Source organism: Actinomadura sediminis (assembly GCF_042675525.1).
GTDB lineage: Bacteria > Actinomycetota > Actinomycetes > Streptosporangiales > Streptosporangiaceae > Spirillospora > Spirillospora sediminis.
The window spans coordinates 1-14,029 of record NZ_JBHTJA010000043.1; the positions used below are offsets into that span (position 1 = coordinate 1).

General features: G+C 73.6%; 15 protein-coding genes. 9 read left to right on the top strand and 6 right to left on the bottom strand.

The features are described 5' to 3' along the window. Nucleotides 1-71 precede the first annotated feature (71 nt). Complete coding sequence (locus ACFQ11_RS20750) at nucleotides 72-1,001, bottom strand: alpha/beta hydrolase (protein WP_378301029.1); 930 nt, start codon at nucleotides 999-1,001, stop codon at nucleotides 72-74. 13 nt (nucleotides 1,002-1,014) lie between these two features. After that, nucleotides 1,015-1,779, bottom strand: coding sequence for a glucose 1-dehydrogenase (locus ACFQ11_RS20755; RefSeq protein WP_378301030.1), 765 nt, complete (start codon nucleotides 1,777-1,779; stop codon nucleotides 1,015-1,017). 42 nt (nucleotides 1,780-1,821) lie between these two features. Here ACFQ11_RS20755 and ACFQ11_RS20760 point away from each other — a divergent pair, with 42 nt between their 5' ends. Further along, nucleotides 1,822-2,418 (top strand): helix-turn-helix transcriptional regulator, encoded by a 597-nt coding sequence (locus ACFQ11_RS20760; protein ID WP_378301032.1) that lies wholly within the window; start codon nucleotides 1,822-1,824, stop codon nucleotides 2,416-2,418. Here the strand turns inward: ACFQ11_RS20760 and ACFQ11_RS20765 are convergent, their stop codons facing one another. Next, nucleotides 2,419-3,960, bottom strand: coding sequence for a FadD3 family acyl-CoA ligase (locus ACFQ11_RS20765; protein WP_378301034.1), 1,542 nt, complete (start codon nucleotides 3,958-3,960; stop codon nucleotides 2,419-2,421). A 104-nt stretch (nucleotides 3,961-4,064) separates the two neighbouring features. Here ACFQ11_RS20765 and ACFQ11_RS20770 point away from each other — a divergent pair, with 104 nt between their 5' ends. Beyond that, nucleotides 4,065-4,559 (top strand): flavin reductase family protein, encoded by a 495-nt coding sequence (locus ACFQ11_RS20770; protein WP_378301036.1) that lies wholly within the window; start codon nucleotides 4,065-4,067, stop codon nucleotides 4,557-4,559. A gap of 12 nt (nucleotides 4,560-4,571) precedes the next feature. Here ACFQ11_RS20770 and ACFQ11_RS20775 read toward each other — a convergent pair whose 3' ends face one another. After that, nucleotides 4,572-5,138, bottom strand: coding sequence for a PadR family transcriptional regulator (locus tag ACFQ11_RS20775; RefSeq protein WP_378301038.1), 567 nt, complete (start codon nucleotides 5,136-5,138; stop codon nucleotides 4,572-4,574). Between the two features lie 98 nt (nucleotides 5,139-5,236). Here ACFQ11_RS20775 and ACFQ11_RS20780 point away from each other — a divergent pair, with 98 nt between their 5' ends. Together ACFQ11_RS20780 and ACFQ11_RS20785 are read left to right on the top strand one after the other, a co-directional pair. Further along, a complete protein-coding gene (locus tag ACFQ11_RS20780; RefSeq protein ID WP_378301040.1) occupies nucleotides 5,237-6,358 on the top strand; it encodes an LLM class flavin-dependent oxidoreductase in 1,122 nt (373 codons plus the stop codon). Next, complete coding sequence (locus tag ACFQ11_RS20785; RefSeq protein ID WP_378301042.1) at nucleotides 6,355-7,086, top strand: glucose 1-dehydrogenase; 732 nt, start codon at nucleotides 6,355-6,357, stop codon at nucleotides 7,084-7,086. The genes ACFQ11_RS20780 and ACFQ11_RS20785 overlap by 4 nt, the downstream gene beginning before the upstream one ends. A 187-nt stretch (nucleotides 7,087-7,273) precedes the next feature. On the opposite strand, the gene ACFQ11_RS20790 is transcribed toward ACFQ11_RS20785, so the two are convergent. Together ACFQ11_RS20790 and ACFQ11_RS20795 are read right to left on the bottom strand one after the other, a co-directional pair. Next, nucleotides 7,274-8,194, bottom strand: coding sequence for a tyrosine-protein phosphatase (locus tag ACFQ11_RS20790; RefSeq protein ID WP_378301044.1), 921 nt, complete (start codon nucleotides 8,192-8,194; stop codon nucleotides 7,274-7,276). A gap of 70 nt (nucleotides 8,195-8,264) precedes the next feature. Next, nucleotides 8,265-9,095, bottom strand: coding sequence for an IclR family transcriptional regulator (locus ACFQ11_RS20795; RefSeq protein ID WP_378301046.1), 831 nt, complete (start codon nucleotides 9,093-9,095; stop codon nucleotides 8,265-8,267). Between the two features lie 139 nt (nucleotides 9,096-9,234). On the opposite strand from ACFQ11_RS20795, the gene hsaA reads away from it, so the two are divergent. The 5 genes from hsaA to ACFQ11_RS20820 are packed head-to-tail and all read left to right on the top strand — an operon-like array spanning nucleotide 9,235 to nucleotide 14,028. Then, nucleotides 9,235-10,401, top strand: coding sequence for a 3-hydroxy-9,10-secoandrosta-1,3,5(10)-triene-9,17-dione monooxygenase oxygenase subunit (gene hsaA, locus ACFQ11_RS20800; RefSeq protein WP_378301048.1), 1,167 nt, complete (start codon nucleotides 9,235-9,237; stop codon nucleotides 10,399-10,401). Further along, complete coding sequence (locus ACFQ11_RS20805; protein WP_378301051.1) at nucleotides 10,398-10,907, top strand: flavin reductase family protein; 510 nt, start codon at nucleotides 10,398-10,400, stop codon at nucleotides 10,905-10,907. The genes hsaA and ACFQ11_RS20805 overlap by 4 nt, the downstream gene beginning before the upstream one ends. A gap of 57 nt (nucleotides 10,908-10,964) precedes the next feature. After that, a complete protein-coding gene (locus ACFQ11_RS20810) occupies nucleotides 10,965-12,647 on the top strand; it encodes an FAD-dependent oxidoreductase (protein WP_378301053.1) in 1,683 nt (560 codons plus the stop codon). Further along, a complete protein-coding gene (locus tag ACFQ11_RS20815; RefSeq protein WP_378301055.1) occupies nucleotides 12,644-13,795 on the top strand; it encodes a Rieske 2Fe-2S domain-containing protein in 1,152 nt (383 codons plus the stop codon). Before ACFQ11_RS20810 ends, ACFQ11_RS20815 begins: the two co-directional genes overlap by 4 nt. Beyond that, complete coding sequence (locus ACFQ11_RS20820) at nucleotides 13,792-14,028, top strand: hypothetical protein (RefSeq protein WP_378301057.1); 237 nt, start codon at nucleotides 13,792-13,794, stop codon at nucleotides 14,026-14,028. The genes ACFQ11_RS20815 and ACFQ11_RS20820 overlap by 4 nt, the downstream gene beginning before the upstream one ends. Nucleotide 14,029 lies beyond the last annotated feature (1 nt).

A 14,029-nucleotide genomic window follows, 5' to 3' on the forward strand; every position in this document is an offset into this window, starting at 1 on the left:
GCGCCGCGCCGCGGGCGTCGCCGCCGCGGCGGCCGCCGGGGGAGCGGAGGCCGTGGCCGCGCGCCGGCTGCTCAGCTGAGCGCGTCCCGCAGCACCCCGGCCGAAAGCCTGCGGGCCTCCCGGGCCCCGGGAAGGACGTGGTCGAGCCCGTAGAAGCCGTGGAACATCCCGTCGAACCGGCGCGCCCGCACGGGGACGCCGGCGTCGGCCAGACGCGTCGCGTACGCCTCGCCCTCGTCGCGCAGCGGGTCGCACTCGGCCGTGATGACGCAGGCCGGAGGCAGCCCCGCGAGGTCGGGCGCGCGCAGCGGCGACGCGTGCGGGTCGCCGCCGCGCGCCCGGTCCGGCAGGTACTGCTCCAGGTACCAGCGCATGTGGTCGGCGGTGAGGAACGGCCCGGCGGCGAACTCGCGGTAGGACGGGCTGTCCCGTGCGGCGTCGGTCACGGGGTAGACGAGCAACTGGAAGCGGATCGGCGGGCCGCCGGAGTCGCGGGCGGCCAGGCACGCCACCGCGGCGAGGTTGCCGCCCGCGCTGTCCCCGGCGACCACGATCCGGTCCGGGTCGCCGCCGAGCGCGGCGGCGTTCGCGTGCGCCCACGCGACCGCCGCGCGGGCGTCCTCGACCGCCGCCGGGAACGGATGCTCGGGCGCCAGCCGGTAGTCCACCGACACGACGATCATCCCGGTGTCGGCGGCGAGCGCGCGGCACGGCCGGTCGTGGGAGTCCAGGCCGCACAGGACGAACCCGCCGCCGTGGAAGAACACGACGACCGGGGCGGGCGCGGGGGAGTCCGGCCGGTAGATCCGCACGGGCAGGTGCCGGGGCGTGCCGAGGACGCGGTCCTCGACGGCGGCCACCGGGATCGGGGCGACATCGGGCGGGGGCGCGGCGGCCAGGATCCGCCGCGCCTCCGCCGCGTCCGTCACCTCGGTCCCGATGCGGGGGAACGCCGCGGTCATGATGTCCGCGATCTTCGCCGCCAGCGGGTCGAGAGGCATGTCGGGGCGCTCCTCAGCCGGCCGCCGCCTGCGCCATCATGACGACCTCCCCCGCCGTCCAGCCGCCGTCCACGGCCAGCTCGGCGCCGGTCACGTAGCGGGCCGCGTCGGAGATCAGGAACGCCACCGCCTCGCCGATCTCCTCCGGCAGCCCCACGCGGCCGAGCGCGGCCAGCGGGAAGCCGCCCTCGCCCTCGGTCGCGTGCTCGGCCGTCATCGGCGTGTACGTCATGCCGGGGTGCACCGAGTTCACCCGGATCCGGTGCGTCCCCAGCTCCGTCGCGGCGATCTTGGTCAGCCCGCGCACGCCCCACTTGGACGCGCCGTACGCGCTGGTCAGCGGCAGCGCCGTCAGCCCGGCGGCGGACGAGATGTTCACGATCGACCCGCCGCCCACGGCCTTCATCGGTTCGATCACGGCCTTCAACCCGAGGAACACCCCCGTCAGGTTGATCCGCACGACCTTCTCGAAGTACTCCAGGGTCTCGTTCTCCAGCAGCGCGTTGGACGAGACGCCGGCGTTGTTGACCAGCCCGTCGACGCGCCCGTACTCCTCCAGCGCCGCCGCGGTGACGGCCGCCCAGCCGTCCCGGTCGGTCACGTCGTGCCGGACGAACAGGCCGCCGACCTCGGCCGCGGTCTGCTCGCCCGGCTCCTCGAGCAGGTCCGTGACGACGATCTTCGCGCCGTCCCCTGCCATCCGGCGCGCCGCCGCCGCGCCGAGGCCGCGGGCGCCGCCCGTCACGATGACCACCTTGTCCTGCAGTTGTTCCGACATCGACGTCTCCTTGATCATCTCTTGTTGACTACGCTGAGGCGCATGGTGAACCCCCCGCCCCGGTCGCGCGCCGAGCCCGCGACGCTCCCCGCCACGGCGTGGGCGGTCCTCGGCATGCTCTCCTTCGGCGAGGAGCTGACCGGGTACGAGATCCGCAAGTGGGCCGAGCACATCCTGCGGTTCTTCTACTGGTCTCCCGCCATGAGCCAGATCTACGCCGAGCTCAAGCGGCTGGAGAAGGCCGGCTACGCGACCTCCCGGACCGACGTCGCGGGCGACGGCCGTCCCCGCCGGGTCTACGCGATCACCCCGGACGGACGGGACGCGCTCGCCGCGTGGGCGGCCGACGCGCCGATCGGCCCGCCCGTCCTCAAGCACGGGCCCGCCCTGCGGGTGTGGCTCGGCCACCTCGCCGGGCCGGAGCGGCTGCGGCAGGTCGTGACCGAGCAGCGCGACCGGGCGCAGCGGCTCGTGGAGGAGGCGGAGTACTCCCGCCGGGTCGCCGCCACCGGGACGGGCTGGGCGCACGCCGAACTGGTGGCGCGCTGGGCCGTCCGCTACCACGAGGCCGAACGCGACCTGGCCGACCGGATGCTGGCCGATCTCGACGAGCTCGCCGCCCGCCGCCCGTCCGGGTGATCACGCGCGCCTCCGCAGCGCTTCCTTGACGACCTTCCCCCCGGCGTTGCGCGGGAGTTCGTCGACGACATGGACGTGCCGGGGCACCTTGAAGTTCGCCAGCCGCTCCCGCAGCCACGCCGTCAGCTCCTCCGGGTCGACCTCCGCGCGGGTGACGAGCCAGGCCGCGCCGACCTCGCCGAGCCGCGCGTCCGGGACGCCCAGCACCGCGGCCTCGACGACCGCGGGGTGCGTCACGAGCACGCTCTCGATCTCGGCCGGGTAGGCGTTGAACCCGCCGACGACGAACATGTCCTTGAGGCGCCCGGTGACGGTGAGGTAGCCGCGGGCGTCCAGCCGCCCGAGGTCGCCGGTGTCGAGCCAGCCGTCCGCGTCGATCGCCTTGGCGGTGGCCTCGGGGTCGTCGAGGTAGCCGAGCATGACGTGGCGTCCGCGCACCTGGATCTCGCCCTGCTCGCCGGGCGGCAGCGCCCGGCCGTCCGGCCCGGCGATCCGGAGCTCGGCGCCGGGCAGCGCGGGGCCGCAGGTGCGCGCGACCGTCTCGGCGTCGGCGTCCACTGGGCACACCGACACCACCCCGGCGGCCTCGCTCAGCCCGTACGCGGTGAAGACGTGCGGGACGCCCAGCTCGCCGCGGATCCGGCGGATCAGGTCGACCGGGATGTCGGCGGCCCCGGTGCCGGCCAGCCGCACCTCGTGCGCGGGACGGTCCGGCAGCTCGAGCAGCGAGGTGAAGATCGTCGGCGGGCCCAGCAGCACGCTGACGCGATCGGCGGCCAGCCGCGCGGCGACGGCCGCGGCGTCGAACACCCTCTCGGGCAGCATCGTCGTGCCGTTCAGCAGGCACGCGAGGATCCCGGCCTTGTACCCGAACGTGTGGAAGAACGGATTGATCAGCAGGTACCGGTCGCCGGCGCGGAGCGTCGCGACCTCGCTCCACGCCCGGAACGCCCAGAGCGTCGCGTCGTGCGTCGACATCGCGCCCTTGGGGCGTCCGGTGGTGCCGGAGGTGAAGACGATGTCGGCGACGTCGCCGGGCCGGACGCCCGCCGCGCGTTCGCGTGCCGCGTCCGCGTCCACCGCCGCGGCGCCCGCGAGGAACCCGGCCCATCCGAGTTCGCCGCCCGCGGGGTCTCCCTCCAGCAGCACGACGCGCCGCAGTTCGGGCAGGTCCTCGCCCGCGAGCATCGCCGGGTAGTCGTTGCCCAGGAACCCCCGGACGGTGAACAGCGTGCTCGCCCGGCTCCGCCGCAGGACGTCGGCGGCCTCGGCGCCCCGGTACCGCGTGTTCAGCGGCACCAGGACGGCGCCCGCGCTCACCGCGCCCAGCGCCGCGACGATCCACTCGACGCCGTTCGGCGCCCAGATCGCCGCCCGGTCGCCGGGCCGCACGCCGGCCGCGATCGCCGCGCGCGCCGCGCCCTGCACCTCGTCCCGCAGCCGGGCGAACGACCAGCGCGTCTCGCCGGAGACGACGGCCTCGCGGTCGCCGTGGACGCGCGCCGCGTGCTCGACCAGTGCGGGGATCGTCTCTGCGGTCATGGATCCACTCCTTCGGGCCGGGTCGCCTTGACATGGAACCACACCGATGCTTCTAATCGGAATGTTCCTAATAGAAATATGCCGATTCGAGACCTGGAGGCGTCATGACGGTGCGTACGGCGACGGCGGGGGAGATCGACGGGGAGCGGATGCGGCGGGTGCTCGGCACGTTCTGCACCGGCGTCGTCGTGGTCACGGCGGTGGACGGCGGCGAGCCGGTCGGGATGGCGTGCCAGTCGTTCGCGTCGCTGTCGCTGGACCCGCCGCTCGTCTGCTTCTGCCCGTCGGACGCCTCGACGACGTGGCCCCGGATCCGTGCCGCCGGGCGGTTCGCGGTGAACGTGCTGGCCGCCGACCAGGGCGAGCTGTGCCGGGCGATGGCCGGCCGGGACAAGTTCGCCGGGGTGTCCTGGGAGCCGGGCCCGGGCGGCTCGCCGCTGCTGGACGGCGCCCTCGCCTGGATCGAGGCCGACGTCGAGCGCGAGCTGCCCGGAGGCGACCACGCGATCGTCATCGGGCGGGTGCGGCACCTCGCGTCCGTGCGGACGGCCGGCCCGCTGCTGTTCTTCCGGGGCGGGTTCGGCGCCCTGGCGGCGTGACCGGGGCCGCCGTCAGTCCTCGCGGGCGGCCAGTTCGTCGAGGTCGGCGAGCATCTGCCGGGTCAGCTCCCGCTCGGCCTCGTAGTAGCGCGCCGACCAGCGCAGCACCAGCTCGGGGTAGGCCCACTCGGCGACCTCGGCGGCGCCCTCGGCGTCCGCCTCCGCCCGCCGGCTCATCTTGGCGGCGTAGGCGCCGTGCTCCTCCAGCACCTCGCGGAGCCGCTCGGGCGTCAGGAGGTGGCCGAGCCAGGCGCGCAGCATCACGCCGTGCTTGAGGACGGGCGGTTCGACGGGCGACTCGCGGGCCCAGCGGGTGACGGCGTCCAGCCCGTCCTCGGTGATCGCGTAGACGCGCTTGCCGCGGGTGCTCTCGGTCAGCTCGACGCGGGACGTCGCGTACCCGACCTTCTCGAGCCGCTTCAGCTCGCCGTAGATCTGGCTGAACGAGGGGCTCCAGTAGAAGAACTTGAGGCTCCAGTCGGCCCACTTCTTCAGGTCGTAGCCCGACAGCTCCTCCCCGAACGAGAGCAGCCCGAGGACGGCCCAGCTTGTCGGCGGCAGGTTCGGGAGGTCGGTCACCCGGCCAGCGTAGCGCTCCCGCCTACCGGACCGTGATGTAGCACCACTCCGATATATCTGTTAGAAGTATTCCTAATCGAAATACAGGAGGTCCCCTCATGGAGTTCTCGATGATCTTCGAGGCCCAGCTCGCCAACCCCACCCCCGAACGCGAGCGCCAGGTGCTCCTCGACTGCGTCGAGCAGGCCGTCTACGGCGAGGAGATGGGCTTCGACCGCGTCTGGGCCGTCGAGCACCACGGGCTCGAGCGGTACGCGCACATGACGGCGTCCGAGATCTTCCTGTCGTGGGTCGCGGCGAAGACGTCCCGTATCCGCATCGGGCACGGCGTCGTCTGCATGCCGTTCCAGTACAACCACCCCGTGCGGGTCGCCGAGCGGGTCGGGATGCTGGACGCGCTGTCGGGCGGGCGCCTCGACGTCGGCGGCGGACGCGGCTCCACCCGCATGGAGATGGGGATGTACGGGGTGAACCCGGCCGACACCTACCCCCAGATGGAGGAGTCGCTGCGGTTCCTCGCGAACGCCTGGCGCAAGGACGAGGCCGACTGGCACACCGACCTGCTCGACGTCGGCCCCGCCAAGATCATGCCGCGCCCGGTCCAGACGCCGCACCCGCCGCTCTACATGGCGTGCAGCAAGCGCGACACCGTCAAGCTCGCCGCCGAGCTCGGCGTCGGCGCGCTCGTCATGGGCTTCGCCGGGCCCGAGGAGGTCAAGGAGATGTACGACCTCTACCACGCGACGATCCGCACCCGCGGCGGCGACCGGCTCGTCGGCCCCGACACCAACGACAAGTTCGTCGCGCTCTGCCCCACGATCGTCCTGGACGACCCCGACCGCGCCCTGCGCATCGGCGCGCGCGGGCAGCGGTTCTTCGCCGAGGCCATCGCGCACTGGTACGGCCACGGCCCGGCGCCCGCCGAGGACACCGAGGACGACGACAACATCGCCGCCCTCGCCCGCGACAAGGAGGCGCTCGTCGCCAAGCTCAACGAGGCGAACATCCCGGCCCGCCCGCAGGACACCGGCGCGTTCAACGCCGAGCACGCCTACGGCACCGCCCGCGACGCCATCGAGTACGTGGAGCGGCTCGCCGACATCGGCGTCGACGAGATCATGTGCCTCGTCCAGATGGGGACCGTGCCGCAGGAGGCGGCCATGGAGACCATCCGCCAGTGGGGCGAGACCGTCATCCCGCACTTCCGGAACAAGGCATGAGCGGCCTGGACGGCAAGGTCGCGATCATCACCGGCGCGGCCCGCGGGCAGGGCGCCGCCGAGGCCCGGATGTTCGCCGGCGCCGGGGCGAAGGTCGTCCTCACCGACGTCCAGGACGGGACGGGCGTCGCCGCGTCCATCGGGCCCGCGGCGGCGTTCGTCCGGCACGACGTGACCTCGGCCGACGACTGGGCCCGCGCCGTCGGGACGGCCCGCGAACGGTTCGGGCGCGTGGACGTCCTCGTCAACAACGCGGGCCTGTGGCGGACCGCGCCCGTCGAGGAGGAGACCCGCGCGCGGTTCGAGCAGATGCTCCAGGTCAACCTCGTCGGCCCGTTCCTCGGCGTGCAGGCCGTCGTCCCCGCGATGCGCGAGGCGGGCGGCGGGTCGATCGTGAACGTCTCGTCCACCGCCGGCCTGCGCGGCATCCGCGGCCACGCGGCCTACGGGTCGAGCAAGTTCGGCCTGCGCGGCCTCACCCGCTCGGCGGCGCTCGACCTCGCCGCCGACGGAATCCGCGTCAACTCCGTCCATCCCGGCATCGTCGACACCCCGATGATCGCGGAGTTCGGCGTCGAGCGCGGCGCCGGGAAGACCCCGCGCGTCCCGCTGGGCCGCGCCGGCGTCCCCGAGGACGTCGGGGGCCTCGTCCTCTTCCTGGCCTCCGACGCGTCCTCCTACATCACCGGGACCGAGTTCGCCGTCGACGGCGGCCTCACCACCAACTGACGTCGAACCGACCCTCTCCCCCGCGAAAGGCCGCCGGGCCGTCCGGAACCGGCGGCCTCCGGCACGTCCGTACCGCTCGCGGTGCGGCGGCGGCCGCCCGGTCGGCGCCGGTGGCGAGGGGCGGGCACGCGAAGGCCGCCGGGCGCGGAGCCCGGCGGCCTGTGAGCGTGCGCCGCTCGGCGGCGGGTCAGCGGCGGATCAGCAGGTTGTGGCGCAGCCGGGCGCGGGTGCGCCCGTCGATGCCGAGCCCCTCGCGCAGGTAGCGCTCCACCGAGCCGTACTCGCGCCGGACCACCTCCAGCGCCGCCTCCAGGTACTCGGGACGCACGTCCTGGATCGGCTTCAGGAGTTCGGCGTTCTTCATGTACCCGGCGGCCTCCAGGCGCGCGCGCACGGCCGCGTCCGCCTCGGCCCGGTACTCGTTGGACAGCAGGTAGTCGTGCATCGCCGTCCGGTGCGGGACGCCGACGGCGCGCAGCAGCAGGTAGCTCGTCCAGCCCGTGCGGTCCTTGCCGCTGGTGCAGTGGAACACCATCGGCGTCCGCGACCGGTCGGCCGCCTCCCGCAGCGTGCGGCCGAACGCCGCCGCCGACTCGGGGTCGGTGACGAACGTCCGGTACAGGTTCCGCATGATGGCCGCGCCGCGCCCGTCGCCGAGCACGGCCTCCTGCCGCGCCGGGTCCTTCGACCCGATCACCGCGTTCACGGTGGCGAACATGCCGCCGTCGCCGACCGGGCGGGCGGTGGCGCGCAGGCCGTCCGGCAGCAGGTCCGGCCCGTCCGTGGAGACCTCGAGGGGCGTGCGGAAGTCGACGACGTGCTCGACGCCGAGTTCCGCGAGCCGTGCCCGGCCGGCGTCGGTGACGTGGTTCAGCGCGTCCGCCCGGAAGATCGCGCCGGACCGGACGCGGGCGTGGAAGTACGTCTCGTACCCGCCGAGGTCGCGGAAGTTGACGGTGCCCTCGACGCCGGCGAGGCGGGACGCGGGCCCGTGCCCGCCGTGCCGCTGGACGACCGCGGGCGGGGCGGACGGCGCGGCGAGCGCGCTCGGGACGGTGAACAGCGGCGCGGCGAGCGCCACGGCGGCGATGACGGGGGTTCTTCGCATGGGGAGGGCTCCCGAATGTCGTGGCCAGGGAAAACGGCCTCAACGTAAGGAGCGTCACACGTGTCCGGCGTCACCCCTTCCCGATGACCGGGAAACCGGATTCGGCCGCGGGGGGCGCGTCCGCCCGCCGCCGCCCGGGTGCGAACAGCGCCCGCCACACCGCCCGCGACGTCGTCAGCAGCGGCGGCACGAGCCGCTGCGGGTCCATCTTCGCGGGCGGCCCGGAGATCGAGATCGCCGCGACCGGGGCGCCGCCGGCGTCCCGCAGCGGCGCGGCGATGCACGCGATCCCCCGGTAGCCCTCCTCCCGGTCGAACGCGACGCCGTGCTCGCGGATGCGCGCCAGCTCGCGGCGCAGCACCCGTTCGTCGGTGATCGTGAAGGGGGTGCGGGCGGGCAGCCCGGCGGCGAGCGCCTCGGCGAGCCGGTCGGCGTCCGCGAACGCCAGGATCGCCTTGCCCGCGCCGGTGCAGTACGCGGGCTGGCGGCCGCCGAGCCGGGAGGGCGCGCGCCCGCCCGCCGACCCGCCGATCTTCTCCAGGTAGACGATCTCGTGGCCGTCCAGGACGGCCAGGTGCACCATCGCGCCCGTGGCCGTGTGCAGGGCGCGCAGGTGCGGCAGGGCCGTCTCGCGCAGCCGGTTCTGGTGGACCGCGAGCGCGCCCAGCTCGAGCAGGCCGAGGCCGAGCCGGTAGCGCGAGCCGGTCCGTTCCAGCGCCCGGAGCTGGACGAGCTGGTCCATGATGCGGTGCACCGAGGAGCGGGGCAGCCCGGTTCGCCGGACGACGTCGCTCATCGACAGCTCCGGCGTGGTCGTGGTGAACGCGTACAGGATGCGGGCCGCCCGGGCCAGCATCGACGACTCCAGGGGCGGCGCGGTCGCCGCTGCGGGTGTCGGCATGGGGTGCTTCCTTTCTCCCCGTCCCGAGCGACCTTCCCGGTGACCGGGAAGGTCGTATTTCTAATTGGAACACCTCGCCTAGCGTGCTCGCAAGCCGCCGAGTGATCCGCATCACCTGGCGCGGGAGCAAGGAGCGAGCATGAGCGAACAGGTTCTCGAGGCCGTCCGGGGCCTCGTGCCCGGCATCGCCGAGCGGGCGGCGGAGGCCGAGGCGGCGCGGCGGATCCCCGACGCGACCGTCAAGGAGCTGGCGGACGCCGGGTTCTTCCGGCTGCTTCAGCCGAAGGCGTTCGGCGGACACGAGGCCCACCCGGCGCTGTTCTACCGGGCCGTACGCGAGATCGCGGCGGCCTGCGGGTCGACCGGCTGGGTCGCCTCGGTCGTCGGCGTCCACCCGTGGCAGCTCGGCCTGTTCCCCGCTCAGGCGCAGGAAGACGTGTGGGGCGCCGACCGGAACACCCGCATCTCCTCGTCCTACGCCCCGACCGGCCAGGTCACCCGGGTGGACGGCGGGTTCCGGCTGGACGGCCGGTGGAGCTTCTCGTCCGGTTGCGACCACGCCGACTGGGTGTTCCTCGGCGGGCTGGTCTTCGACGAGGACGGCGGCCCGCCCGACATGCGCACGTTCCTGCTGCCCCGCGCCGACTACCGCATCGAGGACGTCTGGAACACGATCGGCCTGCGCGGCACCGGCAGCAACGACATCGTCGTCGAGGGCGCGTTCGTCCCCGAGCACCGCACGCTCGGCTTCGCCGACACGTCCGCCCTCGCCTGCCCCGGCCACGAGCTCAACACCGCGGCGCTGTACAAGCTGCCGTTCGCGGCCGTGTTCAGCACCACGATCAGCATGCCGATCGCCGGGATCGCCCAGGGGGCCCTGGACGCCTACCTGAAGGCGACCCGCGACCGGATCCGGATCTCCTACGGCGGCCAGAAGGTCGCCGAGGACCCGCACGCGCACGTCCGCATCGCCACCGCCGCCGGCGAGATCGACGCGTCGTGGACGCTGATGGAACGCAACATCCGCGACCTGATGGCCGACGCCGAGGCCGGGCGGGAGTTCGGCCTCAAGCTGAGGCTCCGCACCCGCCGCGACCAGGTCCTCGGCACCGCCCGCGCGATCAAGGCCGTCGACCTGCTGTTCGAGAACGCCGGCGGGCGCGCGCTCGGCGAGGGCAACCCGGTGGGACGCGCGTGGCGCGACGCCCACGCGGGCCGCGTCCACGCCGTCAACGACCCCGAGCGCGCACTGTCGCTGTACGGTCAGGGCGCGCTCGGCCTCGAGGTCACGGACGTGATGCTGTGACGGCGCCCGCACCCGCCCCCGGCGAGGCCGCGTTCCGGGACGCGCTCGGCCGGTTCGCGTCCGGGATCACCGTCGTCACCTCGATCGACGCCGCCGGGCGCCCGGCGGGCTTCGCGTGCCAGTCGTTCGCGTCGCTGTCCCTGGACCCGCCGCTCGTCCTGTTCTGCGTCGCGCGGACGTCGACGAGCTGGCCGAAGATGGCCGGGACCGGACGTTTCGCGGTGAACGTCCTCGCCGCCGGCCAGCGGGACGTGTGCCGCGCGTTCGCGGTGAGCGGCGGCGACAAGTTCGCGGGCCTCTCCTGGACCCGTTCGCCGCACGGCACCGCCCACCTCGACGGGGCCCTCGCCACCGTCGACTGCACCATTGCCGACGTCCACGAGGCGGGCGACCATCTGATCGTGGTCGGCTCCGTCCGGGAACTGGACGCGCGCGACGGCGGCGGCCCCCTGCTCTACTACCGCGGCGACTACTTCACCAGCGACCACGCCGTGGCCGACGCCTAGCCGGAGACGCACATGGACTCAGCGGACATGGACTCAGCCGACATGGACTCAGCGGACATGGACAGAGAGCACGAGCACGAGTACGACGTCGTGGTGGTCGGTTCCGGCGCGGGCGGGCTCACCGCGGCCCTCACCGCACGGCTGCGCGGGCTGTCCGCGGTCGTCATCGAGAAGACCGGCCGGTTCGGCGGCTCCACGTCGCTGTCGGGCGGTGCCATCTGGGTGCCGAACAACCTGTACCTGGAGGAGGCGGGGCAGCGCGACACCCCCGAGAACGCGCGCGCCTACCTGGACGCGACGGTGGGGGAGCGGGTCCCCGCCGAACGCAAGGACGCCTATCTGGCGCGCGGGCCGGAGATGCTGAGGTACCTGCACGACCGGACGCGGTGGGTGCGGTTCGTCTACACCCCCGGCTACTCCGACTACTACCCGGAGCGGCCGGGCGGGAAGCCGGAGGGACGGTCGGTGGAACCGTGCATCGTGGACGGCCGCAGGCTCGGCCCCGAGTTCGCGCGGATGCGCCGCGCCGGGCTCCCCACCTACGGCCTCACGATGACCTCCGCCGACTTCGGCAAGCTCAACATGGTCACCCGCACCTGGAAGGGCAAGCGCACCGCCGTCCGCGTGGGGCTGCGCGCGGTCGGCGCCCTGCTCACCGGCCGCAGGCTGCTGTCCCTCGGCGAGGCGCTCGTCGCGCGGCTGCGGCTGGCGCTGGCCGAGGCGGGCGGCGAGCTGTGGCTGGACAGCCCGTTCCGCGACCTGGTGATCGAGGACGGCCGCGTCACCGGCGTACGCGTCCACCGGGGCGGCCGCGAGACGACCGTGCGGGCGCGGCACGGGGTGATCCTGGCCGCCGGCGGGTTCTCGCACGCGCAGGACCTGCGCGAGAAGTACCTCCCGTCGCCCACCACCACCGACTGGACGCACGCCGCCGAGGGGCAGACGGGCGACACACTGCTCGCCGGCCTCCGCGCGGGCGCGGCCGTCGACCTGATGGACAAGGTGTGGGGCGCGCCGTCGGTCCCGACGCCGGACGGGCCGCCGTTCTTCCTCGTGGCCGACCGGGCCGTCCCCGCGATGGTGATCGTGGACGGGAACGGGGAACGGTACGCCCGGGAGTCGCTGCCGTACCACGAGTTCGTCGACCGGATGTACGAGCACGGCGAGCCCGCGATGAACTCGTGGATGATCATCGACGCGCGGGCCAAGGCGCGCTACATCGTCGTCGGGCTGTTCCCGGGCCAGAAGTTCCCGAAGCGCTGGCACGAGACCGGCGCCGTCAGGACCGGGCGGACGCCCGCCGAGCTCGCCGCCGAGATCGGCGTCCCCGCGGCGAAGCTCGAAGCGACGATCGAGCGGTTCAACGGGTTCGCCCGTGCGGGGAAGGACGCCGACTTCCGGCGGGGCGACAGCGCCTACGACAACTACTACGGCGATCCGACGCTGCCGAACCCGAACCTCGCTCCGCTGGAGAAGGGCCCGTTCCACGCGGTCCGGGTCGTCCCGGGCGACATCGGCACGAAGGGCGGGCTCGTCACCGACGCCGACGCGCGCGTCCTCCGCGAGGACGGCACCCCGATCGCCGGCCTGTACGCCACCGGGAACTGCTCCGCCGCCGTGACCGGCGAGACCTACCCCGGCCCGGGCGCCACCATCGGCCCCGCCATGACGTTCGGCTACGTCGCCGCCACGCACATCGCCGCAGCGCAGAACGCCGTCACACAGGGAGGAAAGGCATGAACCACCGCGTCATCGAGGCCGCGCCGCCGCCCGAGCGGTTCGCCCGGGGCTGGCACTGCCTCGGCCTGGCCGACTCGTTCAAGGACGGGAAGCCGCACGCCGTCGAGGCGTTCGGCACCACGCTCGTCGTGTTCCAGGGCGAGAGCGGCGGCCTGCACGTCCTCAACGGCTTCTGCCCCCACATGGGCGGGAACCTCAGCCAGGGCACCGTCAAGGGCGATGCGATCGCGTGCCCGTTCCACGACTGGCGCTGGGGCGGGGACGGCCGCTGCGCCGGCATCCCGTACGCCAAGCGCGTGCCCCGCGTCGCCCGCACCGCCTCCTGGCCGACGCTGGAGGAGAACGGGCAGTTGTTCGTCTGGAACGACCCGCAGGGCAACCCGCCGCCGCCGGACGTGACGATCCCGCGCATCGAGGGCGCGTTCAGCGACGAGTGGAGCAACTGGACGTGGAACACGCTCCGCGTCGAGAACTCCCACTGCCGAGAGATCGTCGACAACGTCGTCGACATGGCGCACTTCTTCTACGTCCACTACGCCCTCCCGACGTACTTCAAGAACGTCTTCGAGGGGCACGTCGCGACCCAGTACTTCGACGGGACGTCCCGCGACGACGCCCACCTGGGGATGATCCCGGGCCCCGCCGACCAGAAGATCAACCAGCGGTCCGAGGCGGCGTACTACGGGCCGTCCTACATGATCGACTACCTGTGGAACGAGGCGGAGGGCGTCACGGTCGAGACCGTCCTGATCAACTGCCACTACCCGATCTCGTCCAGCAGCTTCATGCTGCAGTGGGGCGCGATCGTCAAGAAGTTCCCCGGCATGTCCGACGAGGAGGCCGACGCGATGGCGGCCCAGGTCGCCGAGGGCGTCGGGCTCGGCTTCCTGCAGGACGTCGAGATCTGGAAGAACAAGGCCCCGATCGACAACCCGCTCCTGTGCGACCAGGACGGCCCCGTCTACCAGCTCCGCCGCTGGTACGAGCAGTTCTACGTGGACGTCGAGGACGTCACGCCCGAGATGACGAACCGGTTCGAGTTCGAGATCGACACGTCCCGCGCCGTGGAGACGTGGCGGCGGGAGGTCGCCGAGAACGTCGCCAACGGCGTCTCGTTCTCGATGATCCCGGCGTCGCAGCGCACGTGAGCGCGCAGCCGGTCGACTGCGGCGCGTGCGGCACCCGGGTGCTCGTCGAGAAGATCACCCCGCCGCACACCAGCGTCCAGTGGACGACCGACGCCGCGGCCGCCTGCGGGGAGATCGCCCCGCGGGTGGCCGCCGGCGAGCCCGCCGCCCGCGTGCCGCACTGCACGGCGCTGCGGGCCTCCATCGACCGGGCGGTGGCCGAGGGCCGCGTGACCATCGCCTTTCCGGAATGAG

Coding starts and splice junctions, on each gene's coding strand:
- ACFQ11_RS20750 (WP_378301029.1), bottom strand. CDS start 1,001: ATGCCTCTCGACCCGCTGGCGGCGAAGATCGCGGACATCATGACCGCG.
- ACFQ11_RS20755 (WP_378301030.1), bottom strand. CDS start 1,779: ATGTCGGAACAACTGCAGGACAAGGTGGTCATCGTGACGGGCGGCGCC.
- ACFQ11_RS20760 (WP_378301032.1), top strand. CDS start 1,822: ATGGTGAACCCCCCGCCCCGGTCGCGCGCCGAGCCCGCGACGCTCCCC.
- ACFQ11_RS20765 (WP_378301034.1), bottom strand. CDS start 3,960: ATGACCGCAGAGACGATCCCCGCACTGGTCGAGCACGCGGCGCGCGTC.
- ACFQ11_RS20770 (WP_378301036.1), top strand. CDS start 4,065: ATGACGGTGCGTACGGCGACGGCGGGGGAGATCGACGGGGAGCGGATG.
- ACFQ11_RS20780 (WP_378301040.1), top strand. CDS start 5,237: ATGGAGTTCTCGATGATCTTCGAGGCCCAGCTCGCCAACCCCACCCCC.
- ACFQ11_RS20785 (WP_378301042.1), top strand. CDS start 6,355: ATGAGCGGCCTGGACGGCAAGGTCGCGATCATCACCGGCGCGGCCCGC.
- ACFQ11_RS20790 (WP_378301044.1), bottom strand. CDS start 8,194: ATGCGAAGAACCCCCGTCATCGCCGCCGTGGCGCTCGCCGCGCCGCTG.
- ACFQ11_RS20795 (WP_378301046.1), bottom strand. CDS start 9,095: ATGCCGACACCCGCAGCGGCGACCGCGCCGCCCCTGGAGTCGTCGATG.
- hsaA (WP_378301048.1), top strand. CDS start 9,235: ATGAGCGAACAGGTTCTCGAGGCCGTCCGGGGCCTCGTGCCCGGCATC.
- ACFQ11_RS20810 (WP_378301053.1), top strand. CDS start 10,965: ATGGACAGAGAGCACGAGCACGAGTACGACGTCGTGGTGGTCGGTTCC.
- ACFQ11_RS20815 (WP_378301055.1), top strand. CDS start 12,644: ATGAACCACCGCGTCATCGAGGCCGCGCCGCCGCCCGAGCGGTTCGCC.